Genomic DNA, 24,967 nt, shown 5'->3' with positions numbered 1-24,967 from the left:
AGCATTTTGCATTTCTAGCGCTGGAGGTAAAAGAATGACAACGATAGGGTTTATACGCCACGGTAGCACAGAGTGGAATCGATTAGGTAAGCTCCAAGGGCAGTTGGATACAGATTTAACGGATGAAGGCAGAGAGCAAGCAAGATTACTTGGGTTGCGCCTATCTCAGGAAAATTGGGATGGCATCATTAGCAGTGACTTGAAGCGAGCGAATGAAACCGCACAAATTATCTCAACACGATCTGGTATCCCTCTATTGCGTACAGATAAACGCTTGAGAGAGCGTAAATACGGGTTGGTCGAAGGAACTACTGTCGCTGAACGTGAAGAGCGCTGGGGAGCCGATTGGAAGCTTCAGGATCTGGGTCAGGAGTCGGACAGTGATCTGTGGGCTAGATGGATGGAACTTGAAACAGAAATTTTGAATCAGTACCCGAGTAAGAAGATCTTACTCATCTCGCATGGAGGATTTATTGTTCAAGTGCTTCGTGTTCTGAAATTGAATCAAGAGGAGTTCCTGCAGAATACCTCTTTGACCTTATTATTGCGACAAAGTGATCAATGGGAGCTTCAATTGTATAATTGTTTAACCCATTTACAAACGACCTCGGAAACGGTGGTATGAAAGTAAACATGACTCGATAGAGTCATGTTTTTTTGTTTGTTACGGAATATTTTCGGGAAAAAATCCCATAATGGTTACTAGAAACATCGGAGTAGAAAGCTCCGCCAGATGGGAGATGTAGGATGGAAATGAACCTAGCGGATATGCTCAGCTATGCCGATATCCATGAATTAGGCCGAATTGCACATACCTACGAGTGTGAGTGCAATGGTCATTCTAAGAATGAGTTGATTCAATCGATCCTGAGTACGGCCATGCGCAAAGACATATTCGAAAAACACATTCAAAGTCTTAGTTTGGAAAACATTCGATTCCTCAACTCCTTACTCTCGGACCCTCGCAATTCGTTTAGTATGGAGGAACTCAACGCTAGAGCCCAGCAGTCACGCTTTCAGAAAGAAGAGGTACCAGGAGATTGGAATCCAAGGGATATGATTTTGAAATTCAAGAAATTAGGTTGGTTGTTTAACGGGCACTCCCAACAGACCAAATACCTTTTTCATGTTCCAGCGGATTTAAAGCGAAGATTTGGTGATGTGCTAGCGAAACAATTTAAGCAAAATTTGGTGAAAACAGATGAACCAACGGTTTATCGCGATGAACAATCACTTCTAGTCGACGACATATTTCATTTCTTAACCGCGATTGCTCAGCAAGAAATGCCATTAACAGCAGAAGGTTTTATGTACAAAAGACAACTTGGGCAGCTCCTCAGTATCTTATCTGTTCAAGAGGGCTTGGTAGCAAAGGGGACATGGCGATTCGGTTACGGACGAATGTTCAAGGAATACCCGAATCGATTTTCACTTATCTATGACTATTGCTATTACCACCAACTAATCAGTGAAAATGACCTAGTGCTTCGCATTACAGAAGCAGGAAAGGCACGATTACTGGAAGGGAAAAAAGAAACAGTTACGGATGTGTATACGTTTTGGCTAAGGCTGTACAAAAATCCGATTCCTAATTTACAAAGTATATCGGTTTGGTTGGATCGACTTTGTGATCAGTGGGTGACGATGGCTTCGATTGTAGATTTATTTAGTAAATTAGTTAAACCATTTTACTATGATGGTTCAGAATCCATTGTCGAGCAGCGAATCCTACAAATGATGATGCACATGGGTTTAATCCGGATAGGTGAAGATCACACGTATGGGGCAGTTATCCAGGTCACTAAGATAGGCTCAAAAGTGATTCGAGGAATTAGTCTTGCAGAGGAAGACAAAGTGGTACTCTTCTGATCTAGGTATTAACACATTCCCGTTCAAACGGGCTTTTGAATGAAGCGTTGAATTAGCTAGTGAATATGATGTAATAGGAGCATAACAACGGGTTGGCGTACACCATAATGCAGACAGATATTTTTGCGAAAAAGAAGCTCCTGACAAACCGCGGACAACATTTGGAGGTAGGTCTCATGGGAAAAATGAATGTATCTAACGATGCGCTGCTGGCACTTTTCGCGGAAATGATTTGGGATAATGCCTTACGCAAATATAGAGAAGAAAATCTTTATAAAGAAATCGATAGCGCTCTTGCTAAAGGCGATCAGACATCCTTTTTAGCGCTAACGTCTGAATTAAGGATTTTACAATCACTAGGGTAATCATTAGCTGCGCATGAGCAAGTAATCAAAAAGGCATGAGGATACCAGTCCCATGTCTTTTTTGTCTGTGTATACCAAGTTTATTTGGAAGACTAAATACTTGATTGACAGCTAAGAGATGACGGATTAAAGTACTTAAAGTACAAGTTGAGCTTGCGCTACATAGCGGATGTTCTTTTGGTAAATGATAGGGAGGCGCTACACCTTGAAGTTTAATGAGATTGTTTCACAAGAATGGACGGAATTGAAACCCTATTTGGATACGTGTCTTCTTCCTGTGACGGGGTTGACAGGGGTTGAGGATCCGATGGAAGTGACTACCGTGTTAGAGCGGCTCCGTGATGTCATGGAAATTATCGAGATTCCTTACAAGGGCAGAGTTGTCACTTATCCAGCTCTTCATTACATAGCAGATACGGGTGCAAGTAAGCAAGTGGAGACTATCGTACATCAATTGAAGAAAAGTGGATTTCGTTACATAATCGTATTAACCTTACATTCGGAAGCAATCCACTGGAAATCAGCTGAAACAGATTTGTTGATCGTTGTCGATAAAGAGCAGTGGGCGCAGCAATCAGAGGCAATTAGATCAGGTATATCCAAACAAGTTCAGCAACTATGGTACCCTGTAGAGTAACTTTGGTGATGTCGTGTATTAATGGAAAAAAAATGTGCAAGATAAGGGTAGTAATGGATGAATGTGGCTTGCAAAAAGTTGTGACAATTTCGTTAAAATTTGTCCGAAAGCGAAGATTTCAATCCAATAAAAGGAGTTATGAATTCTTGACGACCTAGTAGACGTAGGCTATTATTAGAAATGTCCTAGTTATGTAGTGTAATGTCGAACGACACGTGATAGAGGTAGCTGATGTCCGAGAGGGTTCGGGCTTCAGCCAATGTAGGAGGGTAGACCTGAGAATGAGTGATCATAACAATCACAATGAAGAACAGCATGGGAAGAAACCCGGGACCAAACGCGAAATGTCTCGTCGACAATTTCTTTCTTATACCCTTGGTGGCGCTGGTGGATTCATGGGGGCCGGCATTATCATACCGATGATTCGGTTTGCCGTTGATCCTGTCCTTCAGCCTAAAGCAGCATCGGACTGGGTTAAAGTTGTCGAAGAAAGTAAAATTACGAATGTTCCACAAGCGTTTACGTTCCAAGTCCATCAGGTAGATGGCTGGTACGAAAGTGATGCTGAACTGGTAGCATGGATTTCCAAAGACAGTAAAGGTGCACTGTTTGCGTTAAATCCGACATGTAAGCATCTTGGCTGTACGGTTAACTGGAACGATAACCCTGCTTACAAAGATCAGTATTTCTGTCCATGTCATGGTGCACATTATACGCAAGACGGCAAGAACCTTGCTGTAGCACCTAAACCGTTAGACGAATACACAACAAAAGTAGAGAATGGTTTCGTGTATGTTGGACAACTGCATGCTAACACTAGAGTATAAGGGGGCGTCACGATCAGATGTTTAAAAACGTATACAACTGGATTGACGAACGTCTTGATATTACGCCTATGTGGAGAGATGTAGCGGATCATGAGGTGCCAGAACACGTTAACCCTGCTCATCACTTTTCCGCATTCGTTTATTGTTTTGGCGGATTGACGTTTTTCATCACAGTAATTCAAATTTTGTCAGGTATGTTCCTTACTATGTATTACACACCTGATATTATCAATGCGTATGCAAGCGTTGATTATCTACAACATAAAGTAGCTTTCGGTGTTATCGTCAGAGGTATGCATCACTGGGGAGCTAGTTTAGTTATCGTAATGATGTTCTTACATACCCTGCGCGTGTTCTTCACAGGATCTTACAAAGCTCCACGTGAAATGAACTGGGTAGTAGGCATGCTCATTTTCTTCGTTATGTTAGGTCTTGGTTTTACGGGATACCTGCTTCCATGGGATAACAAAGCTTACTTTGCAACACAAGTAGGTATGAAAATTGCAGCATCGGTACCATTTGCTGGTCCGTACATCGAAACATTGCTGCAAGGCGGAAGCATTGTTGGTGCACAAACACTAACACGGTTCTTTGCTATTCATGTGTTCTTCCTGCCTGGCGTTCTGCTCGCTTTGCTTGCCGGACACTTCTTCATGATTCGCAAACAAGGTATTTCCGGACCGCTATAATTTAGGGAGGGGCGAATAGCGTGGCGCATGGTCATAAGTCTGATGAAAAAATCGTTTACGTAGGGGATTCCCGCGTAATTAAGAAAACGCAAGAACAACGACTCATTCCTAGAGATTACTCTGCTTACCCAGGTAAATCAGAAGCCTTCATTCCTAACTTCTTGTTGAAAGAATGGATGGTTGGTGTCGTTGTCTTGGTCGGTATGCTAGTTCTAGTTATGTCCGACCCAGCTCCGTTAGGTTATCCTGCGGATCCGAAGAACACAGCATTTATTCCGATGCCTGACTGGTATTTCTTGTTCATGTATCAATTGCTGAAATACCCATACACATCGGGTGATTACGTTGTTCTTGGAGCGGTAGTTGTACCAGGTTTACTATTTGGTGGTTTATTGCTAGCTCCATTCTTGGATACTGGTAAAGAACGTCGCTTCTATAGAAGACCAATTGCTTCAAGCCTTATGATTTTATCTTTGATCGCTTGTACATACCTGACGTACACGTCTTGGTCTCACTATCAAGTTGAGCTTAAAGAGAAAAATATCATTCCCGAGCACATCAAGCGTGAAGAAGAAATGCACGCTAACAAAGGTGGCGCAGCTGGTGAGGGTGCGAAGAAAGAAACGAAAAAAGCAGCTGCAATTGTTGCTGCTGATGACCCAGGTGCTGCGATTTATGCAAAAGCAACTTGCTTAGCTTGTCACGGTGCACAGCTTAAAGGAATGCCAGCTTCTGGTGTACCCGCTTTGTTAGGTGTTGGCGATGGACACACGAAAGATGACATTATGGGCATTATCAAAAATGGTAAAGGCAACATGCCTGCTATGTATAAGCCTAATATCGATAAAGGCTTAACAGATGCCGATATTGATAAATTAGCTGAGTGGTTATCCAAACAAAAAACTCAATAAAACAGAACCTGGTCGCGAAAGTGATCAGGTTTTTTTTGGAAATTTTAGATGGTCTACGTATCAAACTAGATACTAAAGGAGGGGCCAATATGTCCGTTTCCTATTTGTGGAGCAGAGACTTCTTACTTAGTAAGAGAATGCTTTGGTTGCTATTCATAAGCAATTTACTAGGGACCCTATATGGCTATGAATGGTATTGGCTTCAAATGGTAGACACCCTTGCAGAGAATCCGTTATGGTATGTGTTTTTTGTGCCGGATAGTCCGACCGCAAGTTTGTTTTTCACCCTTTCTGTTGGTTACTTGATTGTGGATCGATCCCTTACCAAACCAACGAGTAAGCTGTATAGGGCTATTCGCGGCTTTGTTGAAGCTTTCGGGCTTATCACATCATTTAAGTATGGGATCTGGGCAGTTACGATGATCTGGGCAGGTGCTTGGCATGGGGCAGCTGTTGGTTGGGATGGATGGATGCTGACCGCGTCTCATTTGGCAATGGCCGTGGAAGCGCTGTTATTTGTTCGTTGGTTTTCATTTCGCTTGCCTGCCATTGTACTGGTGGCGATCTGGACGTTCTGGAATGATTTCATGGACTATGAAAGAGGGGTTTTTCCGAGGCTCCAACGTGAGTTGCATCCCTATTTGGGAACAATTCAATTTTTTACCATATGCTTAAGTATCATTGGAATCTGGATCGCGATTACATGCCTTATGGTAAGAGAGAAAAAAATGTTGAAAGCTAATACCTGATGGTCTAAAGTGGGACGAACCTCCATATGATGATGGTGAAGGAGGGGATGTCCCATGTTTTTCGATAGAATGTTAAGAGGGATAGCGGTGACTATCTTACTCGGCTTTGTTCTTTGTTTACTTGCAGCTTGCGGTACCAATCAACATACAGTTGGACAAGCTAGTAAACCTATAGACCCAGTTCAAGTAGAGCGGATTACGTTTTTAAATCAGATTGCGGAAGAAATGTATACATTTACGATGTCTGGACAAGTAGCTGAGGCAAGAAATAAGTTGATTCAATTATCTGATCAAATTCCGAAAATTTCATTTGAAGGAATTACGTCCATTGAGGGATTGAATGCTTTGACTGCAACCGTCACGGATGCGAAACGGGTTTATAACGCGGTCAATTACTCACCAACTGATGGACAAGTAGCGGTTGCCAAAATTCGTCTAGCAACAGATGCGCTTTCACATAAGAACCAGCCGATGTGGCTGCAATACTATAAGGTTCTGCAAAATGATACTCAATTGCTAAGTCAGCAAGTCAAAGCTAATAAACAACAAGAAGCAATAGAAGAATTTGGTAAGTTATCACAACATATCGCCGTTATTCATCCCTCGTTAATCATTAGCCGTGATCCATCATCCGTTGAGAAGTTAGATTCCTTAATGGTCTTTCTTCGAACGAATGTAAATACGAAACCAATGCCTATTAGACCTTTAGAAGCTGGAATCGTGAATTTGAACCAAGTGGTGGATGACATCTTTATGAAACATAAAGATGCACTGGCATATGTGCCTCTCACGGATCCGTATCATCCCATCATCTGGTCACTCAGTATAGGTGTTATTATCATTGGTGTTTTATCGTATGTTGGTTGGCAAATGTATCAATCTGGTCGACATATCGTTCCCGTTAGGCAAACAAAGGAAAGCGAAAATAGATGAGAAAAAGTGGATTAAGCAAGCTCGGTTGAGCTGTTTAACCCACTTTTTCTTATTTTTATTTAGAAAACAAATCAATTTGTTTTAAAACCCTCACCAATGACCTCATGGACATCCCCAACTATGATGAAAGCACGTGGATCTACGGCGTGAATTAACTCTCGCAATTGCCTTGTCTCATGCCGGTAAACGACACAATAGACGACTTCCTTCGTGTTTCCTGAATAGGCACCTCGTGCTGGGAAGAGTGTTACTCCGCGATCAAGTACTTTGGTGATAGATTCTGCTAACACATTGGGCTGGTCACTAATGATCGTAAAGGCTTTGGCCGCATAAGCGCCCTCTGATATGTAATCAATAATCCGTGATGTGACGAATACGGCTACTAGTGAATAGAGCACTTTTTCTTTAGGGAGATAAAGGAAAGAAGAGCCAATTACGACAACATCTATAATGAGGATGACTTGTCCGACACTCCAGCCTCTTTTTTTATGACCAATGCGAGCTAATATATCAGAACCACCAGTTGTTCCACCGAATCGAAATACAAGCCCAAGACCCGTGCCTAGTGTGATCCCAGCATAGAGAGTTGCAAGAAAATAGTCTTGCGTCGTATGAAAAGGTACTAACCAACCCATATGGATTAGCCATTCCATCACCCACAGAAACAATGAAAGGCAGATGACGCCGAATATCGTATACAGCATGGGACCCTTACCAAAATTTCGCCAGCCTAAGTAAAATAAAGGAATATTAAATACAAGGGTGGAGATGGAGGGGGGGACATTAAGCACGTACTTGAGCAAAAGAGATATGCCCGTTAATCCGCCTTCCATTAACTCATTCGATATAACAAAATAGTGCAAACCAAACGCATAAATTGCTGTTCCAATTAAGATTCCCAACACATTGAGAAATTGATCTTGGAACCTTTCTTTAAATATCATCTGAATTCCTCCATGCCTAATATGCTTGTCTTATCTAACAAAAAATTTGTCAACTTTTCTCGTTTAGTTTAACATAAGGAGGATAACCTTTGTGAAGAGGATAGAAAGAAGGATGCCAATGTCAGAACGTACACTTAAAGACCTGCAACAAGAGGTTGATACTTATATTTCCCAGTTCAAGGAAGGATATTTCAGTCCTCTTTCTATGCTGGCTAGAATGTCTGAAGAAGTTGGTGAATTAGCTCGTGAGGTGAATCACTCTTACGGTGAAAAACCGAAAAAAAGTACAGAAGCGGACAATTCAATCGAGTTGGAGCTTGGTGATATTTTATTCATTACGATCTGCTTTGCGAATTCACTTGGCATTGATCTGACTGAAGCGCATGACAAAATCATGCATAAATTCAATACCCGCGATGCAGGGCGATGGACTAAAATAAACACCGAAACGAATTGACCTTCATAAACTAAACCATCCCCCATGAATCGGGAAAACCGCTAATGGCAAAGGAGGATGGGCAGATGAATGGAGAAAATCAAATACAAAAAGCATACGAATCCATACTTGGGCATGATTTTGAAAAGGCCATTGAATGGTTTGAAAAAGCAATAGCTGAAGAACCAAACAATGCTGTCTATCATCACAAACTTTCCATTACTTTCGCGAGAAGTAATAAGCTTATGAAAGCGGTGGAACATGCATCAAAAGCGATTGATCTTGATCCAGCGAACGAGGTATTTCGCTTCCATTTGCAAGTGTTGAATGCACGTGAGCTTGTCGAACAAGCCAGAAGGCAGCTTACGAATCAGTCTGCTCATCCGGAGCGCGCTATTTTTCTGCTGAAAGAAGCGATAGTGCTTGATCCGCTAGCCATTGAAGCGTATCTTATTCTAGGTGAAGCTTTCGCCATGCGAAAGGATTATACCAGAGCTTATCAAACCGTTATGGAGGCTGTTCGTCTTGAGCCGCATCATGAGCTTGCAAAGCAGCATGCCACGATCTACAAGATCAAAATGGATTCAGAGATAGGTCCGAAACAAAGATAAAGGAGATCATCACAATATGGAGCATAGAATACGAGTAGCAGTTATTGGAGCAAGTGGAAGAATGGGGCGGGAGGTTGTGAAGACCGTTCTGCGTGAGACTGATATGGAGTTAGTTGCAGGAGTAAGTCGTACCTCCGGCCCCATTGATCTTGGAAGAATGGTTGGTATGGATGACTGCGGGATTCTAATGGGTAGCGACATCGAAAAGGTCCTAATTGAATCCAAACCAGATGTGCTAGTTGATTTTACAGGACCGCAAACAGCGGTTTCACATACAAATCTTGCGATTCGTTTAGGGATTCGACCTGTGATGGGAACGACGGGTTTCACCCCGCAAGCTATTGCTGATTTGGACATGCTATGCCGAGACAACAATATTGGCGGATTGATTGCACCGAATTTCTCCATCGGGGCTATTCTCATGATGAGGTTCGCTGCCCAAGCTTCGAAATATTTCCCGAATCTGGAAATTATCGAATATCACGGTGATCAGAAATTGGATGCACCATCCGGTACAGCCGTTAAAACCGCTGAAATGATTTCAGAAGTGCGAGAAGAGATTAAACAGGGTAACCCAAAAGAAGAAGAAACAATTGAAGGTTCTCGCGGTGGGTATTACAATGGATTCAGAATACATAGTGTACGTCTGCCAGGTGTGTTTGCGCAGCAGGAAGTTATTATGGCTGAACAAGGTCAAGCACTTAAAATTCGACATGACTCTTACGATCGTGCAGCCTATATGCCAGGTGTAGCGATAGCGGTTCGTAAAGTTATGACCTATACTGGAATGATTTATGGTTTTGAGCATTTTATAGATTAGAGACCCCTAGGAGAGTGGAAGTCAGATGTTAAGCATCGCACTTATTGCCCATGATCGAAAAAAAGATGAGATGGTGAATTTCGTTACGGCTTATGAGCATGTTTTCGAGGGTCACAAACTATATGCAACTGGTACGACAGGCACGCGAATCATGGCAAATACGAAGTTGAATATTCATCGATTCATGTCAGGGCCACTTGGTGGAGATCAGCAGATTGGGGCGCTGGTTGCAGAGAATGAGATGGACTTGATCATCTTCTTGCGTGATCCATTGATGGCTCAACCGCATGAGCCTGATATTATCGCTCTGCTTCGTTTGTGTGATGTGCAGGGAATTCCATGCGCTACGAATATTGCTACTGCTGAGTTGCTTGTAAGAGCTTTGGATCGTGGGGATTTTGCGTGGAGAGAACTCGTACATAAATATAAGCCAGGGATTGAATAAGATGAGTGAACAAGTAGATATTCTTATATTTGGTGCTCATGCAGACGACGCTGAAATTGGGATGGGCGCGACCATTGCCAAACATACACAACGTGGACTTCGCGTTGGACTCTGTGAATTGACCTATGCCGAAATGTCCTCAAATGGCACGGTGGAAACTAGACTAGAAGAAGCAGCGGAAGCAGCGAAAATTCTAGGTGTAGCAGCACGTACGAATCTGGGATTACCAGATCGAGGATTATTTGTCACAGCAGATTATATCGAACGGATTACACAAGAAATCAGGAAGTTTCGTCCACGAATCGTGTTCGCTCCTTATTGGCAAGATCGTCACCCTGATCATATAGCATGTTCAACGCTCGTACAGGAAGCTGTTTTTAATGCGAAACTGCGTAAATATTTGCCAGAAACAGAAGCTGTGAATGTGGAGCAACTATTTTTTTATTTTATAAATGATGTGTATGAAGCTGATGTAATTGTAGATGTAACAAATACTTACGATAACAAAATGGCAGCACTGCGTGCGTACCGATCACAATTTATAACGGGTACGGGCACCGTTGCGACGCCACTCAATCAAGGTTATGTCGAACGTGTAGAAGCTCGTGATCGAATCATGGGTCAGAAGCGTCAACTGACGTACGCGGAAGGGTTCGTTTCCAAACTCCCCTTGGTGATAGAACATTTTGATTGATCGGAAAGAGGTGTGAGAGATGAAAGACAAATTAAAGATTGGTATTACGTGTTACCCAACACTTGGCGGATCAGGTGTAGTAGCGACAGAGCTTGGAAAGCTGCTAGCTGAAAAAGGACACGAGGTTCACTTTATTACACATAGCATGCCGTTTCGATTAGGCAAATTTCATAAAAATATTTATTATCATGAAGTGGAAGTTAGCCAATATTATGTCTTCCGCTATCCACCATATGATCTATCGCTCGCTAGTAAGTTAGCTCAGGTTGCCAAAATGGAAGAGCTTGACTTGCTCCATGTGCATTATGCGATTCCACATGCTGTTTGTGCCTTGCTTGCAAAGCAAATGGTGGGCTCGAACCTCAAAGTTGTGACTACACTTCACGGAACAGATATCACTGTGCTCGGGCAGGATCAATCGATTTCAGATCTAATCCGTTATGCCATCAATGAAAGTGATGCGGTTACGGCTGTTTCCAAGGATCTCATCAAAGAAACACGGGAATTGCTAGCCATTGATCGTGATATTGATTTGACTTATAACTTTGTAGATAAACGGGTGTATTACCCGCGAGATATATCGAAGCTAAGAGGCGAATTCGCGCGACCGGATGAGAAAATCCTAATCCATATTTCCAATTTCCGACCGGTGAAACGTGTGCAGGATGTTGTGGATATTTTCGCAAAAGTGAGTAAAGAAGTACCGTCCCGACTTTTATTCGTTGGGGAAGGACCGGATCTTTCGAAAATGATTTCAAAGGTGAAGGAGCTCGGACTCTCGGATAAAGTAACATTCTGTGGGAAACAGGATGATGTGGCCCAAGTTATTTCACTTGCAGACGTCATGCTGCTGCCTTCCGAGAAAGAAAGCTTCGGGCTTGTAGCACTTGAAGCTATGGCTTGCGGTGTGCCAACGATTGGATCCAATGCAGGAGGAATTCCTGAGTTGATTACTCACGGTGAAACGGGTTTTCTAGCTGAAGTTGGTGATACAGAGCAAATGGCCAGCTATGCGATTAATCTGTTGAAAAATCAAGTGATGTATGAACAAATGGCACAGAATTGTTTGAACCGTGCGCGGTATACGTTCTGTAACGATATTACGACTGTTCAATACGAGGAGATTTACTATCGCGTGTTAGGACGGGAACTCCCTGAATCACATCGCATTTCAGCATCTTCGTGTCAATAAGGATGATAACTGGATAGGAGAATTATGTTGGATGCAGGTAAGGGAATGAATGATTCAGGTGCTTCGGAGGTATTGACGACGCTCATGGAAGCTGGTTATGAGGCCTATTATGTCGGTGGCTGTGTGCGTGATGCTGTGCTGGGACGACCAATCAAAGACATTGATATCGCGACCTCTGCACTGCCAGAGCAGGTTATTGAAATTTTTCAGAGGACGGTGCCAACGGGACTCCAACACGGCACTGTGACTGTTCTGATAGCTCAAGGAGCCTATGAGGTAACGACTTTCCGTAAGGAGGCAGCGTACGAAGGATTCCGTCGTCCTGCCTCAGTTGCCTATATTTCGGATTTAACCGAGGATTTACAGCGAAGGGATTTCACAATGAACGCGATGGCTATGGATGTAGCTGGCGTTCTGCAGGATCCTTATGGTGGACAAGCGGATCTGGCCGCTGGTGTTCTTCGCTGCGTAGGTATTGCAGAAGAGCGCTTTGGTGAAGATGCTTTGCGGATGCTTCGCTGCATTCGTTTTGCCTCCACCTATGGTCTTGATATCGAGGAGAGCACTTGGCAGGCGCTGCTGGCGAATGCCCCATTGCTGCGCCATATTGCCATGGAGCGCGTACGCAGCGAGCTGCAGCGCATGGTAGAGGGCCCAGCCCCTGCGAGGGCTGTGCGGCTACTGCTGGCGAGCGGCCTGCTGGCCTATCTCAAAAAGCAGCTGCCGCTGCCTTTTGAGGCTTGGCTCGCCTGGGATGATGCGCTGGACGCTGTCAGCGTGCTAGAGGGGCAGCATGACCGTTGGGCCATGCTGCTCATGCTCCTGGAGGTGCCAGCAGACGTTGTCCGCGCGGCGCTCCAGGAGCTGACCTTCTCCCGCGCGGATGGCGCAGCGGTCGCGGAAGTGCTTGCCCTGCGCGATGCTGTCGCCGCGCAGGCCCTGGTGGATGACCCGGCTCCGTTGGAGCGGGTCTGGAAGCTTGGCGCGGTGCGCCGCGGCGAAGCCGCAGCCCGCGCGTTATTGCGGTTGCTGCGCGAGCTGCCGCAGGTTGAGGGGAAGCGCGGCGGTTTGGCGCGCTTCTTGGCCCAAACAGCGCCGGAGCTGCTGCGGCGCGGGGAGGATTGGCTGAAGGAGGTCCCCTGCTTCAGCTTGAAGGAACTCGCCATATCCGGCAAGGATGTGGCGGCGGCCCTTGATCGGCAGCCCGGCCCATGGATGGGCAGGCTGCTGCTGGATCTGCTCGAGCGAGCGGCTCTCGGGGAAATCCCGAATGAGCGCGAGGCTCTGATTTACGCCGCGCAGGCTGCGAAGTAGCAGCGCTGTGCGGTTTTTCTTTTGAGTGGCGGATATGGAAGCCATTGCTTGCACGTATTAAATCGAATAATTGTACTGTAAAAACTACATTTATTTTTCTTGATTTACTCTTGAAATTGTATTTAACTGGAAAACCTCCAGTTAAATGTTGCCTTCCAAGTGAAAAAGGAAGAATTCCTCGGAAGTAAGTACATTAAATCCAGCTAATAATGAATTGGTCGCTTTTTTACACAAAATAAATACATGAAATCCAGTTATTCGAAAAATCGGTGGTTGTAAGGTAGCTAGATTGGGTAAAAGTAGATTGTGAGCATGGGTTAGCTAGTGCGTCAAGTTAAAGTATCTTGCTAGCTAGTTGAGTAGACGTATCTAGTAAGGCAAGAATTAGCGAGTTAAATGAATTAGAGGTATATTGTACGATGAAGTAGCAAGTTAATTGGGTTAGAAGTATTATTTGAATCAGAAATCAAGCGCACACCTGCGCTACTATAGATCAAACTATAAGATTGCGAGTGAAATCGTATGAATGAACGAATTTTAGAGCTTTTTGAGGAAACTCCTGAAACTTATGTATCCGGAGCTGAAATCAGTCGGCGATTAGGCGTGAGCCGTACTGCAATCTGGAAGCACATCGAGGAACTTCGTGCGGAGGGCTATGCGTTTGAAGCGGCTTCACGCAAAGGGTATCGTCTAATAAGTAAGCCAGCGAAGTGGCAAGTCAGTGAGTTAATGAATGGCATGAAAACGAAGGTGCTTGGCCAAAAAGTACATATTTATGATGAAGTAGATTCTACTCAAACGATAGCTCATAAGCTGGTGGCGTCTGGGGCAACTGAGGGCACGATTGTACTCGCTGAGAGACAGACAGCAGGTAGAGGTCGAATGGGGCGCAGCTGGCATTCTCCATCGGGCAAGGGGATCTGGTTGAGTCTTATTCTGACACCACGTATTCCTGTGTACTTCATGCCGCAACTAACTCTGCTTAGTGCTGTTGCTCTTTGTCGTGCCATTCAAAAAGTGTGCCAAGTTGAAATCGGCATCAAATGGCCTAATGATCTTCTTATACATGGGAAGAAGGTTAGTGGTATTTTGCTAGAAAGCAGTGGTGAGGATGAGCGCCTAAAGTATGTGATTGCAGGGATTGGCATCAGTGTTAATTTGTTAGAAGAAGATTATCCGGAAGAACTGCGCCCGGTTGCAACTTCCTTAGCGATTGAGTCCGGCGGAAAGGTTTCACGCGAGGGAGTAGTACAAGCTTTTCTACTGGAATTCGAGGAGATGTATGCCCTTTATATGGAGAAGGGATTTGCACCAATTCGGTTACTATGGGAGGCGTTAAGTGTCACGCTGAAGAGACCGATTCGGACATCAACGCCATCGGGTTTTATTGAAGGTATTGCAGATTCTTTGGATGATACGGGTGCATTGACGGTGATAACCCCCAATGGTGAACGGATTAAAATTTATTCTGGAGACATTGAACTGAAGTAGTGGGAGATAAAGGGTATCCTCCGGAAGCAAGCTTTGGTATAATAGAAGCATAAGGCGGTATCCTTATAGGAACTGCACTTGTAAGTTGATCTGGCAAATGACCTTACACATGATCTTGCAGAATGATGCAAATCATCAAGTTGCATGGTCACAAATGCACTGTCGGTGTCTACCACGACAACGGAATAACCTAGGAAACAAGATGTTGGATTCTGCTCTGAGCCTTACAAGGACCGAGACAGAGGGATCATTGATTCTTTCTGCATGCGCTCCTTTTAGCTCTTAGCTAAAAGGTTTTTTATTTTATATGAGGAAGCTGGGATTACTGTGGAACAACGAAAAGCGCTAACGACAGCAAAGATGAGAAAAATGAAACAAGATGGCGTGCCGATTACGATGGTAACGGCCTACGATTATCCTTCAGCACGATTGTCGGAAGAAGCAGGTATTGATGTCATTCTAGTTGGCGATTCACTAGGCAATGTTGTGCTAGGCTATGATTCTACACTGCCTGTTACTCTGGATGATATGGTATATCATACACGTGCTGCAGTGCGTGGTGCCGCGAATACGTTTGTCGTCGCTGATATGCCATTCTTAACGTACCACGGCAGCTTGGACGCTACTTTACAAGGTGTTGGACGTTTGATGCGTGAGGGCGGAGCTAAGGCGGTTAAATTGGAAGGCGGCGCGGAGATCGCGGCTACGGTCAAAGCGATAACAGAGGCAGGCGTGCCTGTCGTTGGTCATTTGGGGCTAACGCCACAGTCAGTTCACCAACTGGGAGGCTTTCGTGTACAAGGGCGCAGCTCGGAGCAAGCGAAGAAGCTGTTGAGCGATGCGAAGGCTATCGAGGAAGCAGGTGCGTTCGCGGTTGTTCTGGAGCTGGTTACGGATGAATTAGCGGCATGGATCACGAAGCAGCTTTCCATCCCCACAATTGGCATAGGTTCTGGCGTTCATTGTGATGGGCAAGTGCTTGTGTATCATGATTTGCTGCAGTATGGTTCTGACAGTGCTCCCAGAAAGTTTGTTAAAGCCTATGCAAATATCGGGGAAACTATCCGTGCAGGGATTGGCGAATATGTGAAAGAAGTGAAAGCACGGACGTTCCCGGCGCAAGAAAATACATTTCATATGGACAATGATGTTGTTCAATATCTATACGGCGATAAGGAGTGATTGGTCATGGAAGCGATCCACACCATGGAAGTGGTTCAGACAATTGCCGATTTACGAGCTCGGATCAAAGCGTATCGACGCAAGAATGATCAGTCTGTCGGTTTCGTGCCGACGATGGGTTTTTTACATGAAGGACATGCGAGTCTTCTCCAAAAAGCTCGTTCTCAAAGTGGATTAGTTGTGTTAAGTATTTTTGTGAATCCATTGCAGTTCGGTCCTGGTGAAGACTTTGAACGTTATCCGCGCAATGCGGAGAAAGATTTGGCGGTAGCTGAGGCGGCAGGTGTGGATATTGTATTTATGCCTTCCGTAGATGAGATGTACCCAACACCAACACGCACCACGGTGAGTGTGTCAGAGGTCACGACGAGACTCTGCGGGGCTTCACGACCTGGTCATTTTGATGGTGTGGCTACGGTTGTTAGTAAGCTGTTCCATATGGTTCTGCCGGACCAAGCATTCTTTGGTTTGAAGGATGCCCAACAAGTGGCTGTGATTGAGCAAATGGTTCAGGATTTAAATATACCCGTTGAAATCGTGCCTTGCCCAACCCTGCGTGAGAACGATGGCTTGGCGATGAGCTCGCGTAATGTATATCTATCAGCAGAGGAGCGTCAGCAGGCGCTGGTATTGTCACAGTCTTTACAGCAAGCGAAGGCATTCATCCAAAGCAAGTCAGCATCCTCTTTTACATCACAAGAGCTAGAAATCTTAGTTCGCGATCATATCCAAACGGCGCCATTAGCCGTTATTGATTATGTTGAAGTATTGTCCTACCCAACTTTAGAGCCTTTTGAACATAGCCATTCTATTACTACTCTTATTATTGCTCTGGCTGTGAAGTTTGGGAAAACACGTTTAATTGATAATCTTATTCTACAAGTCAGGAAGTGACGTCTTATGTTTCGCACAATGATGAAAGCGAAGATTCACCGCGCCACGGTTACAGAGGCGAATTTAAACTATATCGGCAGTATCACGATCGATGAGGATTTGATTGACCTCGTTGATATGCTTCCAAATGAGAAAGTGCAAATCGTGAATAACAACAACGGTGCACGTCTGGAGACGTATATTATACCTGGGCCACGCGGCACAGGTGTGGTGTGTCTGAATGGCGCGGCAGCGAGACTCGTTCAAACAGGTGATACCATTATTATTGTTTCCTATGCCATGATGAGCGACGAAGAAGCGAAAAAGCATCATCCAACGATTGCCATTATGGGAGCAAACAACACCGTTGCCCAATTGCTGAAGGAAGAAGAACATTCAACCGTCCTCTAAGCAGGCAGACTTACCATGCCATGCATGAAAACGTCTTTGTTTACAAAGAATGAGGGTAAGCTTTCGAAGCAAAGGTGGGGATGCCAAATGTTTAAGCATTTATTTTCCACAATGAATGAGGTTTTGGAAGAAATCCAGAAGGAATATCCGAACAGCGATGTGGAGAAAAAGGCCGAACTTGACGAACAATTGCAAGTGTTAAAAACGATGAGTGATGAATTCATCGAGGCGTGGCTGCTTTTTGAGGAGAAGCTGGGAAAGTTTTATGGGGCGGTGCCGATCAGCAATACTCAAACCTTACATGATGAACTTATGGAGCTCGACATGTCCGGCAAACAAACCGAAGAATTCATGCGCGGACAAGGGTATTATAAGTTGTACATGTATGATCAAGCGATCAAAGAATTCGAGGTGCTGATTCAGCGGCAGCCTGATTTCTTATTAGCGCGAGTGTATTTAGCGATGGGACATTTGCGAAAAGGGGAGTTTGGTGATGCATATCAACACTTCAAATTCCTCTTGCCATTGACGGAAAATTCAAAGATGAAAGCTATTTCTTATAATGCCATGGGTTGTATTCAAGTACAAAACCAGAACCTTGAGAAGGCTTTCGAATATTTTCAAAAAGCCTATCATACCGATCCCTCTTGTATGGAGCCGCTAATCAATCTCGATGAGTCCTAAACCGAAACGGTAAAACAAGGTATTCCCTTTTCCTAATCAGATTTGGTATGCTAGGAGAAGTGTAGGACGAAGGGATTGAAGATAGACGTTATGAAATTTGCAGTTTTGGATTTTGAAACGACAGGAAGTCAGCCTGGGGACGAAATTATACAGGTTGGACTCGTCATCATAGATCAATTTGAAATTACAGACAGGTATACTTCTCTGGTGAACCCAGGGATTAGTATACCTTCTTCGATTACAACTTTAACAGGGATTACCAATGAGATGGTTGCGGATGCACCATCACTCGATCAGGTTATGTCAGACATGTTTCCACTCTTGTTTGATTGTGTGCTAGTAGCGCATCAAGCAGCGTTCGACTTATCATTCCTGCAGCGAGGACTAACGAGAACTGGTTATCCTCCTTTCTCGGGTCGTGTCCTAGACACCATGGATATGCTGCGTATTTTATTCCCGTCCATCTCTAGTCTACAGCTTAGTATGGTGGCGGCGTTGTTTGGGATTGATCATGAAAGGCCACACCAAGCAGACAGTGATGCGGAAGTTACTGCATTGATTTGGATCCACTGCTTGGATCGCTTACTGGGGCTGCCTCTCTTAACGGTACAACGGTTGAACCAAATTTTCGAAAACGGTAACACCGATTTGGGTTGGTTTTTGGACGAAATTTGTTTATATAAAGAGTCAGTAACAAGTGTCGATATGGATACGAATCGTTACTTTCGTCAATTTACATTGAATGTGACGGATTGGGGAGAAGACGAAGAGCCGCGCTCTGAATACGAAGTAACGGCAGCGTTAGGAACTTCTTTTACAGCGTTTCAGCAAGGCCTGAAATCCGCACTCCAACAACGATTCGAGGTGTACGAGGATCGTGAATCTCAGGATCAAATGATTCTGGAAGTGGAGAAGTCTCTCGAGGCCGATCAGCATTTGATGATTGAAGCGGGAACAGGGACAGGCAAATCACTGGGATACTTGATTCCTTCGATCTATTACGGTTTGAAGTATGAGAAGAAAGTGGTCGTCTCGACACATACGATTAATTTGCAGGAGCAGCTGCGTGAGCGGGATATCCCTTTATTAAAAGAAATTTTTCCTGTTCCTTTCAAAGCAGCTGTCCTCAAAGGAAGAAGTCACTATCTGTGCCTTCGTAAGTTTGAGACGAAGCTCACAACACGGGACTACGAAAATGGCAGAGAAGACCCGATAACGGCCGCACAAATGGTCGTTTGGCTAAGTGAAACCGAACATGGGGATGAGGAAGAATTACACTTTGGCAATAAAGGTGCTCAATTCTGGTACTCGGTTGCGAGTGATACGGACTCCTGTTTAAACCGCATGTGCCCTTGGTATAAGAAGTGCTTCTACCACAGAGCTCGTAATGACGCCAACACGGCTGATGTGATCATCACGAACCATTCCCTCCTCTTTACGGATATGAAGGCTGAGAACCGCCTTCTACCGTCCTACAAGCACCTTGTGATTGATGAGGCGCATCACTTTGAAGAAGTGGCAAGTAAGCACCTCGGGATCGAGCTGCATGCCTCTGCGTTCTACCACTCCTTATTGTGGCTGTATAAGGATAATCGAAGCGGACAGCTTCCAATGCTTCGTTTCCGATTACAGAAATCGGAAGAGGCAGGGGAGCGCGCAGCCGCTTGGAGTAACACGATTGATGGATTGTTCCCGAAAATCATTTCGATCAAAGAGGACTGGGAACGTTTAAGTGAAGCCCTGTACGAGTTGGTTTCCTCCAAAAGTGATCCTTCACAATCGGAAACTTCGCAATATGTGCTGCGTTTGAAGCCGGAGACCCAGCCTCCGAATTGGCGCGAGTTGTTAATTATGGAGGATAACATTTATCTGAATGCGAATGAACTTTTGCGAACTTTGGATAAATTGTTGAGTGAGCTAAAGGAGCAGCAAGATGGACTTGGTGTTCAAGGGTTAGTGACCGATCTGAATGGAACCGTGAAAGAGCTGTATGCGCATCGTGATGCGCTTCATTTCTTTATGAAAATGGCAGATGAAGGGTACGTGTATTGGATTGAAGCCGGCACGTATGCCAAAGCCAAATCGGTTCAGTTGAATTCTGTTCCAACGGATGTAAGCGGGTTGCTGCAGCAGCATTTCTTTGAAACGAAAGACAGTATTATTCTAACTTCCGCAACACTTTCGGTGAATAAATCGTTCCAGTACTCGGCGGAGCAGCTAGGCTTAGCCATTCCAGAAGACGAAGAGTCAGGTAAGCTGAAAACAGTGCAATTACCGTCTCCTTTTAACTATCGTGAGCAGGCTTTGGTCGTCATTCCACGTAATTTCCCAACGATCAAGGGAGCGGGAGATCCCGTTTTCATCGAAGCACTGATCAACTCTCTAAGTGATGTTGCACAGGTGACGAAGGGGCGAATGCTAGTTCTATGCACCTCGAACCGGATGTTGAAGCTTGTTCATGCAGGAATGAAGGAAAAGCTGAACCCACATGGCATCACTGTGCTTGGCCAGGGTGTTGACAGCGGCAATCGCAGTAAGTTGACCCGAATGTTCCAAGATAATAAAATGTGCGTGTTACTGGGCACTAGTTCGTTCTGGGAAGGTGTAGATATTCCAGGAGATGCGTTAAGTTGTCTGGCGATCATTCGACTCCCATTCCAACCGCCGAATCACCCGCTTGTAGAAGCCAAATGTGAGAATATCAAGAAGCGCAATGAGAATCCATTTATGAAATTTTCTGTTCCTCAAGCTGTTATTCGATTTAAACAAGGCTTCGGTCGATTAGTTCGGAGGGCGTCAGACAAAGGGATCGTCATTATCTATGATACACGTGTTATTGAAACGTATTATGGCAAGCACTTCCTCTATTCGTTGCCTGGTCCGAAGATCGAGCACATGACCTGCGAACAAATGCTGCCGAGGATTGAGCAATGGATGGGAGGAGCTTAAGAACGTGAAAACACAAAAAATTTCAGAAGCTGTTGTCCGCAGATTACCTATCTATTTACGCTATTTAAACGAGTTGCAAATGAACAATGTTTCCACGGTGTCTTCTCAGGATTTAGGTCAGAAGTTAGATCTGAATCCTGCTCAGATTCGGAAAGACTTAGCTTATTTTGGCGAGTTTGGCAAAAAAGGTATTGGTTATGATATCAATTACTTGATAGAGAAGATTCGTCAGATTCTGAAATTAGATCGACATATTCAAGTTGCCCTCGTTGGCGCAGGAAATTTAGGCAGAGCACTTTGCAATTATAATACGTACTTACGTAATGATATGAAAATTGTAGCTTTATTCGATGCCATGCCTTCTAAGACAGGCGAAGTGATCAATAATTTGGTTGTGCTCCCCATGGATAAAATGAAATCAGTTATGTCTGAGCTTGGTGTTCGGATCGGTATTATTACCGTCCCCGCGGCTGAAGCACAGAATGTTGCAAATGAGTTCGTTGCTTGTGGCATTGAAGCGATCTTGAACTTTGCTCCAGTCATCATCAAGGTGCCGCCAGATGTGCGCGTGCATTATGCGGATTTCACGACAGAGCTTCAAAGCTTAGCTTATTATCTCGATTAGTATGAAAAAGGCACGACCCGCGCAGCTTCAGCGGGTCGTGCCTTTGTTAGTTATTACATGATTAAACGGAATATCGCAAAGTACAGGGTGTAAGCAAGAACCATTGAGATCGGAATGGTAATAACCCAAGTGACTAACATTCGACCAACCGTACCCCATTGTACTTCATGGAATCGCATGACACTGCCTGTCCCGATAATCGCAGAGGAAATAACATGTGTCGTTGATAATGGTTTACCAATAAAGGTTGAGATTTGAATGACAATCGATGACGTTAAGTCCGAGGCAAAGCCGTTGATCGGCTCAATTTTAACAATTTTACCTGAGACTGTTTTAATGATCCGCCATCCACCAATGGAAGTACCAAGGCCCATCGCGAGGGCTGCAGCAATTTTTACCCAGATCGGTACATTCAAATCATCTTGAACGCCGGCTGCAACAAGACCAAACACGATAATCCCCATTGCCTTCTGCGCATCGTTTCCACCATGGGAATACGAAAGTAACCCGGCAGAGATGATTTGTAACGTACGAAAACCACGATTTAGTTTGGATCTGGATGTATTACCTGACCAAAGTACGATATTTTTGATCAATACCATAATGAGATAACCTAAAACGAAAGCGATAATCGGCGATAAAATAAGAATGATAATAATTTGTGTGAAACCACTCCAGTTAACGCCATTGAAGCCTGCTCCTGCAATTACAGCACCAGCTAAGGCACCGAGTAACGTGTGGGAGGACGAAGATGGAATAGACAAGTACCAGGTAAGTAAGTTCCAGATGATTGCTGCAAGCAAGGCTGCAATCACGACTTCAACGCCATTTTCGATCTTCGCAGGATTGGCAATACTTCCGCCGACTGTTTTGGCTACTTCCGATGAAACCATAGCCCCAACAAAATTAAGTGAAGCAGCCATGAAAATCGCTACACGCGGGCTTAATGCTCGCGTAGAAATGGAAGTAGCAATCGCATTAGCTGTATCGTGGAATCCGTTGATGAAGTCAAATAGCAGGGCTAGTGCAACGATTATGATCAAATAAGTTAACATGAATTCCTCCTAGCGCTTTCCAATTGGAAAACTTTCTTCGTACACACAGACATCTTGTCTTAAGAGTAACGAAGTACTACGCTGTCTAGAATGTTAGCGACATCTTCGCAAGCATCGGTTGTTTCTTCCAAACGCTCGTAAATTTCTTTGAGTTTGAAATCTTCGTATGGGTCTTTGCGTGTGATGAAAATTTGACGAATTCCTTCGCGCATCAAACGATCTCCATCATTTTCTAATTTATTTATAGCCACCGTGTGCTCCGGAATTTGCATATATTTTTTCTTAGCTAAAAGCTTGAAAGCATCTAGCATATGTTGACAGGAGTCTACGATAACTCCAGAGAAATCTTTCATGTAGGAATCTGTATGAGAAACACTCAAATAGTCGAAACGAGCAATCGTAGCCTCAATACCATCGGTAACATCATCGACTTTGGAAGCTAGCACCATAATATCTTCCCGATCAATGGGAGTGATAAATACTTTGTTCAAACCTCTGAAAATGTCATGTGTGATGGAGTCTCCTGCATGCTCAAGATCATGAATCGCTTTGACATACTCAATTGGGGGTTTATCACCCATCATAGCTGTACGAAACAATTGAGCTGTTTGCAAAGCGTTCTCTGCAGCACGGATAAGAAGTTGCAAGAAATCGACTTCGTTCTTTCTGGTGAATAACGTTGTCATAGAATCCTCCTAATTTTTACTATATGTACAAGTTTTTGAACGAATTTGTGATTTGAAAATGACCAAATTGTAGAAAAAACTCACAATGTTTAAAGTATCATACTCGTTAGGGCTAAAGCAACGAAAATTCCGTGACAATTTACAATTTCTCAACAACTTAAGAATCGTACACGGCTTCCTTGATTTTACAAGCTTGAAGATGTAAAGTTTATGGAGCAGTAGCTGTTTATAGAATGAGCATAGAGAGGGTTTTTTACTATGAAAAAAACATTAATTTCAAATGGTATTTTTATTTCTAATAAGGAAGACAAAACATCCATCAAGGGCTGCATGGTTATTGAAGGCAGTCAGATTACATACATCGGGACAGAAGTGCCAGAACCATTAGAGAATTATGATGAAGTGATTGACGGTACGAATAAGCTGTACATGCCAGGACTTGTGAATACACATGGACATGCTGCGATGTCATTGCTCCGCGGTTATGGTGACGACCTTGCACTGCAAGTATGGTTAGAAGAAAAAATGTGGCCGATGGAAGGGAAATTCACTTCGCAGGACGTCAAATGGGGAACGCGGTTGTCGATCCTTGAAATGATCAAAGGCGGCACAACGACATTTGTCGATATGTACGACCATATGAATGAAGTTGCTTTGGCAGTAGAGGAATCAGGGATGCGCGGCGTTTTGACCCGCGGTGTGATCGGATTATGTCCGCCGGATGTGCAAACAGCTAAGCTAATTGAAGCAACTGAATTTGCAAAGAGCTGGCATGGTAAGGCGGATGGTCGAATTACTACGATGATGTCGCCGCATGCACCTTACACATGTCCGCCAGATTATATCGAGCGTATTGTACAGGCAGCACATGATCTTAATCTCCCGATTCACACGCATATGTCGGAAACTAGCCGTGAAGTCGATGGCAATGTCGAACAGTATGGCGCGAGACCTGTGGCGCACTTGGAAAAGCTAGGCGTGTTCACTCGCCCAACGCTTGTTGCGCATGGTGTTCATTTGAATGATGAAGAAATAGCTATTCTTAAACAATATGATGTGCGTGTTTCCCACAATCCGGGCAGTAATCTTAAACTCGCAAGTGGTGTTGCCCGTTTACCAGAATTATTGCGTGCTGGCGTTAAAGTTTCTTTAGGTACAGACGGAGCGGCATCCAATAACAATTTGGATATGTTTGAGGAAATGCGTTTGGCAGCTCTTATTCATAAAGGAGTAACTGGTGACCCATTAGCGATCCCTGCGAAAGAAGCCTTATTGCTTGGGACTCGGATGGGAGCAGAATCCATTTGGTTGGAGGATGTTGGTTTGCTTGAGCCTGGAATGAAAGCAGATTTCATCGCTCTGGATATTGATCAGCCTCATTTCCTTCCCAAAACAGACTTTGTTTCCCACATTGTGTACTCCGCTTGTGCGAAAGATGTCGTAGATGTTTGCGTTGATGGCAACTGGATCGTCCGTAAAGGTGAGTGTTTAACTTTAGATGAAGAGAAAATTAAACGTGAATTTGAATTATGTTTTGATCGACTAAAAGGCTAATGCTAAGGCAAAGTAAGTGGT

General features: G+C 44.2%; 27 protein-coding genes. 24 read left to right on the top strand and 3 right to left on the bottom strand.

From position 1 onward, the window contains the following. Window positions 1-34: 34 nt before the first annotated feature. The 9 genes from ASL11_RS12645 (at window position 35) to ASL11_RS12605 (ending at window position 6,980) form a co-directional block, all read left to right on the top strand. Window positions 35-625: a histidine phosphatase family protein gene (locus ASL11_RS12645; RefSeq protein WP_056614294.1), complete on the top strand. Its 591-nt coding sequence runs from the start codon at window positions 35-37 to the stop codon at window positions 623-625. A gap of 128 nt (window positions 626-753) precedes the next feature. Then, window positions 754-1,869 carry a hypothetical protein gene (locus ASL11_RS12640; protein WP_056616954.1) on the top strand — a complete coding sequence of 372 codons (1,116 nt, stop codon included), beginning with the start codon at window positions 754-756 and terminating at the stop codon, window positions 1,867-1,869. Window positions 1,870-2,045: 176 nt separating this feature from the next. Further along, the gene (locus tag ASL11_RS12635; protein WP_056616951.1) at window positions 2,046-2,234 is read left to right on the top strand and encodes an IDEAL domain-containing protein; all 189 of its coding nucleotides are present in this window, start codon (window positions 2,046-2,048) and stop codon (window positions 2,232-2,234) included. Between the two features lie 205 nt (window positions 2,235-2,439). Next, complete coding sequence (locus ASL11_RS12630; protein WP_056614292.1) at window positions 2,440-2,871, top strand: DUF2487 family protein; 432 nt, start codon at window positions 2,440-2,442, stop codon at window positions 2,869-2,871. A 281-nt stretch (window positions 2,872-3,152) separates the two neighbouring features. Next, a complete protein-coding gene (locus ASL11_RS12625) occupies window positions 3,153-3,698 on the top strand; it encodes a ubiquinol-cytochrome c reductase iron-sulfur subunit (RefSeq protein ID WP_056614289.1) in 546 nt (181 codons plus the stop codon). A gap of 17 nt (window positions 3,699-3,715) precedes the next feature. Beyond that, a complete protein-coding gene (gene qcrB, locus ASL11_RS12620; protein ID WP_028554311.1) occupies window positions 3,716-4,387 on the top strand; it encodes a menaquinol-cytochrome c reductase cytochrome b subunit in 672 nt (223 codons plus the stop codon). 20 nt (window positions 4,388-4,407) lie between these two features. Continuing rightward, window positions 4,408-5,298: a c-type cytochrome gene (locus ASL11_RS12615; protein WP_056614286.1), complete on the top strand. Its 891-nt coding sequence runs from the start codon at window positions 4,408-4,410 to the stop codon at window positions 5,296-5,298. Window positions 5,299-5,387: 89 nt separating this feature from the next. Beyond that, complete coding sequence (locus tag ASL11_RS12610) at window positions 5,388-6,047, top strand: DUF1405 domain-containing protein (RefSeq protein ID WP_056614284.1); 660 nt, start codon at window positions 5,388-5,390, stop codon at window positions 6,045-6,047. 54 nt (window positions 6,048-6,101) lie between these two features. Beyond that, window positions 6,102-6,980: a sporulation protein YpjB gene (locus ASL11_RS12605; RefSeq protein WP_056614280.1), complete on the top strand. Its 879-nt coding sequence runs from the start codon at window positions 6,102-6,104 to the stop codon at window positions 6,978-6,980. Window positions 6,981-7,051: 71 nt separating this feature from the next. Here ASL11_RS12605 and ASL11_RS12600 read toward each other — a convergent pair whose 3' ends face one another. Then, window positions 7,052-7,924 (bottom strand): YitT family protein, encoded by an 873-nt coding sequence (locus ASL11_RS12600; RefSeq protein ID WP_056614277.1) that lies wholly within the window; start codon window positions 7,922-7,924, stop codon window positions 7,052-7,054. 118 nt (window positions 7,925-8,042) lie between these two features. On the opposite strand from ASL11_RS12600, the gene ASL11_RS12595 reads away from it, so the two are divergent. The 14 genes from ASL11_RS12595 (at window position 8,043) to ASL11_RS12530 (ending at window position 21,651) form a co-directional block, all read left to right on the top strand. Further along, on the top strand, window positions 8,043-8,381 hold the full coding sequence (locus tag ASL11_RS12595; protein WP_056616948.1) for a nucleotide pyrophosphohydrolase: 339 nt from the start codon (window positions 8,043-8,045) through the stop codon (window positions 8,379-8,381). Window positions 8,382-8,446: 65 nt separating this feature from the next. Continuing rightward, window positions 8,447-8,971, top strand: a complete 525-nt coding sequence (locus ASL11_RS12590) for a tetratricopeptide repeat protein (protein WP_063795565.1) — start codon at window positions 8,447-8,449, stop codon at window positions 8,969-8,971. 16 nt (window positions 8,972-8,987) lie between these two features. Continuing rightward, complete coding sequence (gene dapB, locus ASL11_RS12585) at window positions 8,988-9,791, top strand: 4-hydroxy-tetrahydrodipicolinate reductase (RefSeq protein WP_056614274.1); 804 nt, start codon at window positions 8,988-8,990, stop codon at window positions 9,789-9,791. Window positions 9,792-9,816: 25 nt separating this feature from the next. Further along, window positions 9,817-10,236, top strand: coding sequence for a methylglyoxal synthase (locus ASL11_RS12580; RefSeq protein ID WP_056614270.1), 420 nt, complete (start codon window positions 9,817-9,819; stop codon window positions 10,234-10,236). Between the two features lies 1 nt (window position 10,237). Beyond that, the gene (gene bshB1 / locus ASL11_RS12575; protein ID WP_056614266.1) at window positions 10,238-10,930 is read left to right on the top strand and encodes a bacillithiol biosynthesis deacetylase BshB1; all 693 of its coding nucleotides are present in this window, start codon (window positions 10,238-10,240) and stop codon (window positions 10,928-10,930) included. 19 nt (window positions 10,931-10,949) lie between these two features. Next, window positions 10,950-12,122, top strand: a complete 1,173-nt coding sequence (gene bshA, locus ASL11_RS12570) for an N-acetyl-alpha-D-glucosaminyl L-malate synthase BshA (RefSeq protein WP_056614263.1) — start codon at window positions 10,950-10,952, stop codon at window positions 12,120-12,122. Between the two features lie 24 nt (window positions 12,123-12,146). Then, window positions 12,147-13,436, top strand: coding sequence for a CCA tRNA nucleotidyltransferase (locus ASL11_RS12565; RefSeq protein WP_063795564.1), 1,290 nt, complete (start codon window positions 12,147-12,149; stop codon window positions 13,434-13,436). Window positions 13,437-13,958: 522 nt separating this feature from the next. Then, window positions 13,959-14,927 (top strand): biotin--[acetyl-CoA-carboxylase] ligase, encoded by a 969-nt coding sequence (locus ASL11_RS12560; protein WP_056614259.1) that lies wholly within the window; start codon window positions 13,959-13,961, stop codon window positions 14,925-14,927. Window positions 14,928-15,254: 327 nt separating this feature from the next. Further along, window positions 15,255-16,109, top strand: coding sequence for a 3-methyl-2-oxobutanoate hydroxymethyltransferase (gene panB, locus ASL11_RS12555; RefSeq protein WP_157256918.1), 855 nt, complete (start codon window positions 15,255-15,257; stop codon window positions 16,107-16,109). Between the two features lie 24 nt (window positions 16,110-16,133). Then, the gene (panC, locus tag ASL11_RS12550; RefSeq protein WP_056616941.1) at window positions 16,134-17,003 is read left to right on the top strand and encodes a pantoate--beta-alanine ligase; all 870 of its coding nucleotides are present in this window, start codon (window positions 16,134-16,136) and stop codon (window positions 17,001-17,003) included. A gap of 6 nt (window positions 17,004-17,009) precedes the next feature. Then, entirely contained in the window at window positions 17,010-17,393 is a 384-nt protein-coding gene (panD, locus tag ASL11_RS12545; RefSeq protein ID WP_056614256.1) for an aspartate 1-decarboxylase, read from the top strand. Between the two features lie 87 nt (window positions 17,394-17,480). Further along, window positions 17,481-18,077: a tetratricopeptide repeat protein gene (locus ASL11_RS12540; protein ID WP_056614253.1), complete on the top strand. Its 597-nt coding sequence runs from the start codon at window positions 17,481-17,483 to the stop codon at window positions 18,075-18,077. Window positions 18,078-18,167: 90 nt separating this feature from the next. Further along, window positions 18,168-21,026, top strand: coding sequence for an ATP-dependent DNA helicase DinG (dinG, locus tag ASL11_RS12535; RefSeq protein WP_056614250.1), 2,859 nt, complete (start codon window positions 18,168-18,170; stop codon window positions 21,024-21,026). A 4-nt stretch (window positions 21,027-21,030) separates the two neighbouring features. Continuing rightward, on the top strand, window positions 21,031-21,651 hold the full coding sequence (locus ASL11_RS12530) for a redox-sensing transcriptional repressor Rex (RefSeq protein ID WP_056614246.1): 621 nt from the start codon (window positions 21,031-21,033) through the stop codon (window positions 21,649-21,651). A gap of 53 nt (window positions 21,652-21,704) precedes the next feature. Here the strand turns inward: ASL11_RS12530 and ASL11_RS12525 are convergent, their stop codons facing one another. Then, window positions 21,705-22,706, bottom strand: a complete 1,002-nt coding sequence (locus ASL11_RS12525) for an inorganic phosphate transporter (RefSeq protein WP_056614243.1) — start codon at window positions 22,704-22,706, stop codon at window positions 21,705-21,707. Between the two features lie 59 nt (window positions 22,707-22,765). Next, window positions 22,766-23,392: a DUF47 domain-containing protein gene (locus ASL11_RS12520; protein ID WP_056614240.1), complete on the bottom strand. Its 627-nt coding sequence runs from the start codon at window positions 23,390-23,392 to the stop codon at window positions 22,766-22,768. A 258-nt stretch (window positions 23,393-23,650) separates the two neighbouring features. Here ASL11_RS12520 and ASL11_RS12515 point away from each other — a divergent pair, with 258 nt between their 5' ends. Continuing rightward, window positions 23,651-24,946 (top strand): amidohydrolase, encoded by a 1,296-nt coding sequence (locus ASL11_RS12515; RefSeq protein WP_056614237.1) that lies wholly within the window; start codon window positions 23,651-23,653, stop codon window positions 24,944-24,946. Window positions 24,947-24,967 lie beyond the last annotated feature (21 nt).

It is taken from the genome of Paenibacillus sp. Soil750 (genome assembly GCF_001428045.1).
In the GTDB taxonomy this organism is placed as follows: domain Bacteria; phylum Bacillota; class Bacilli; order Paenibacillales; family NBRC-103111; genus Paenibacillus_E; species Paenibacillus_E allorhizoplanae.
This window is presented reverse-complemented; position numbering and strand designations above follow the sequence as displayed.

What these genes read in the sequence shown, in the direction of transcription:
- ASL11_RS12645 (WP_056614294.1), top strand. Translation starts at nt 35, where the DNA reads ATGACAACGATAGGGTTTATACGCCACGGTAGCACAGAGTGGAATCGA.
- ASL11_RS12640 (WP_056616954.1), top strand. Translation starts at nt 754, where the DNA reads ATGAACCTAGCGGATATGCTCAGCTATGCCGATATCCATGAATTAGGC.
- ASL11_RS12635 (WP_056616951.1), top strand. Translation starts at nt 2,046, where the DNA reads ATGGGAAAAATGAATGTATCTAACGATGCGCTGCTGGCACTTTTCGCG.
- ASL11_RS12625 (WP_056614289.1), top strand. Translation starts at nt 3,153, where the DNA reads ATGAGTGATCATAACAATCACAATGAAGAACAGCATGGGAAGAAACCC.
- qcrB (WP_028554311.1), top strand. Translation starts at nt 3,716, where the DNA reads ATGTTTAAAAACGTATACAACTGGATTGACGAACGTCTTGATATTACG.
- ASL11_RS12610 (WP_056614284.1), top strand. Translation starts at nt 5,388, where the DNA reads ATGTCCGTTTCCTATTTGTGGAGCAGAGACTTCTTACTTAGTAAGAGA.
- ASL11_RS12605 (WP_056614280.1), top strand. Translation starts at nt 6,102, where the DNA reads ATGTTTTTCGATAGAATGTTAAGAGGGATAGCGGTGACTATCTTACTC.
- ASL11_RS12600 (WP_056614277.1), bottom strand. Translation starts at nt 7,924, where the DNA reads ATGATATTTAAAGAAAGGTTCCAAGATCAATTTCTCAATGTGTTGGGA.
- ASL11_RS12595 (WP_056616948.1), top strand. Translation starts at nt 8,043, where the DNA reads ATGTCAGAACGTACACTTAAAGACCTGCAACAAGAGGTTGATACTTAT.
- ASL11_RS12590 (WP_063795565.1), top strand. Translation starts at nt 8,447, where the DNA reads ATGAATGGAGAAAATCAAATACAAAAAGCATACGAATCCATACTTGGG.
- dapB (WP_056614274.1), top strand. Translation starts at nt 8,988, where the DNA reads ATGGAGCATAGAATACGAGTAGCAGTTATTGGAGCAAGTGGAAGAATG.
- ASL11_RS12580 (WP_056614270.1), top strand. Translation starts at nt 9,817, where the DNA reads ATGTTAAGCATCGCACTTATTGCCCATGATCGAAAAAAAGATGAGATG.
- bshB1 (WP_056614266.1), top strand. Translation starts at nt 10,238, where the DNA reads ATGAGTGAACAAGTAGATATTCTTATATTTGGTGCTCATGCAGACGAC.
- bshA (WP_056614263.1), top strand. Translation starts at nt 10,950, where the DNA reads ATGAAAGACAAATTAAAGATTGGTATTACGTGTTACCCAACACTTGGC.
- ASL11_RS12565 (WP_063795564.1), top strand. Translation starts at nt 12,147, where the DNA reads ATGTTGGATGCAGGTAAGGGAATGAATGATTCAGGTGCTTCGGAGGTA.
- ASL11_RS12560 (WP_056614259.1), top strand. Translation starts at nt 13,959, where the DNA reads ATGAATGAACGAATTTTAGAGCTTTTTGAGGAAACTCCTGAAACTTAT.
- panC (WP_056616941.1), top strand. Translation starts at nt 16,134, where the DNA reads ATGGAAGTGGTTCAGACAATTGCCGATTTACGAGCTCGGATCAAAGCG.
- panD (WP_056614256.1), top strand. Translation starts at nt 17,010, where the DNA reads ATGTTTCGCACAATGATGAAAGCGAAGATTCACCGCGCCACGGTTACA.
- ASL11_RS12540 (WP_056614253.1), top strand. Translation starts at nt 17,481, where the DNA reads ATGTTTAAGCATTTATTTTCCACAATGAATGAGGTTTTGGAAGAAATC.
- dinG (WP_056614250.1), top strand. Translation starts at nt 18,168, where the DNA reads ATGAAATTTGCAGTTTTGGATTTTGAAACGACAGGAAGTCAGCCTGGG.
- ASL11_RS12525 (WP_056614243.1), bottom strand. Translation starts at nt 22,706, where the DNA reads ATGTTAACTTATTTGATCATAATCGTTGCACTAGCCCTGCTATTTGAC.
- ASL11_RS12520 (WP_056614240.1), bottom strand. Translation starts at nt 23,392, where the DNA reads ATGACAACGTTATTCACCAGAAAGAACGAAGTCGATTTCTTGCAACTT.
- ASL11_RS12515 (WP_056614237.1), top strand. Translation starts at nt 23,651, where the DNA reads ATGAAAAAAACATTAATTTCAAATGGTATTTTTATTTCTAATAAGGAA.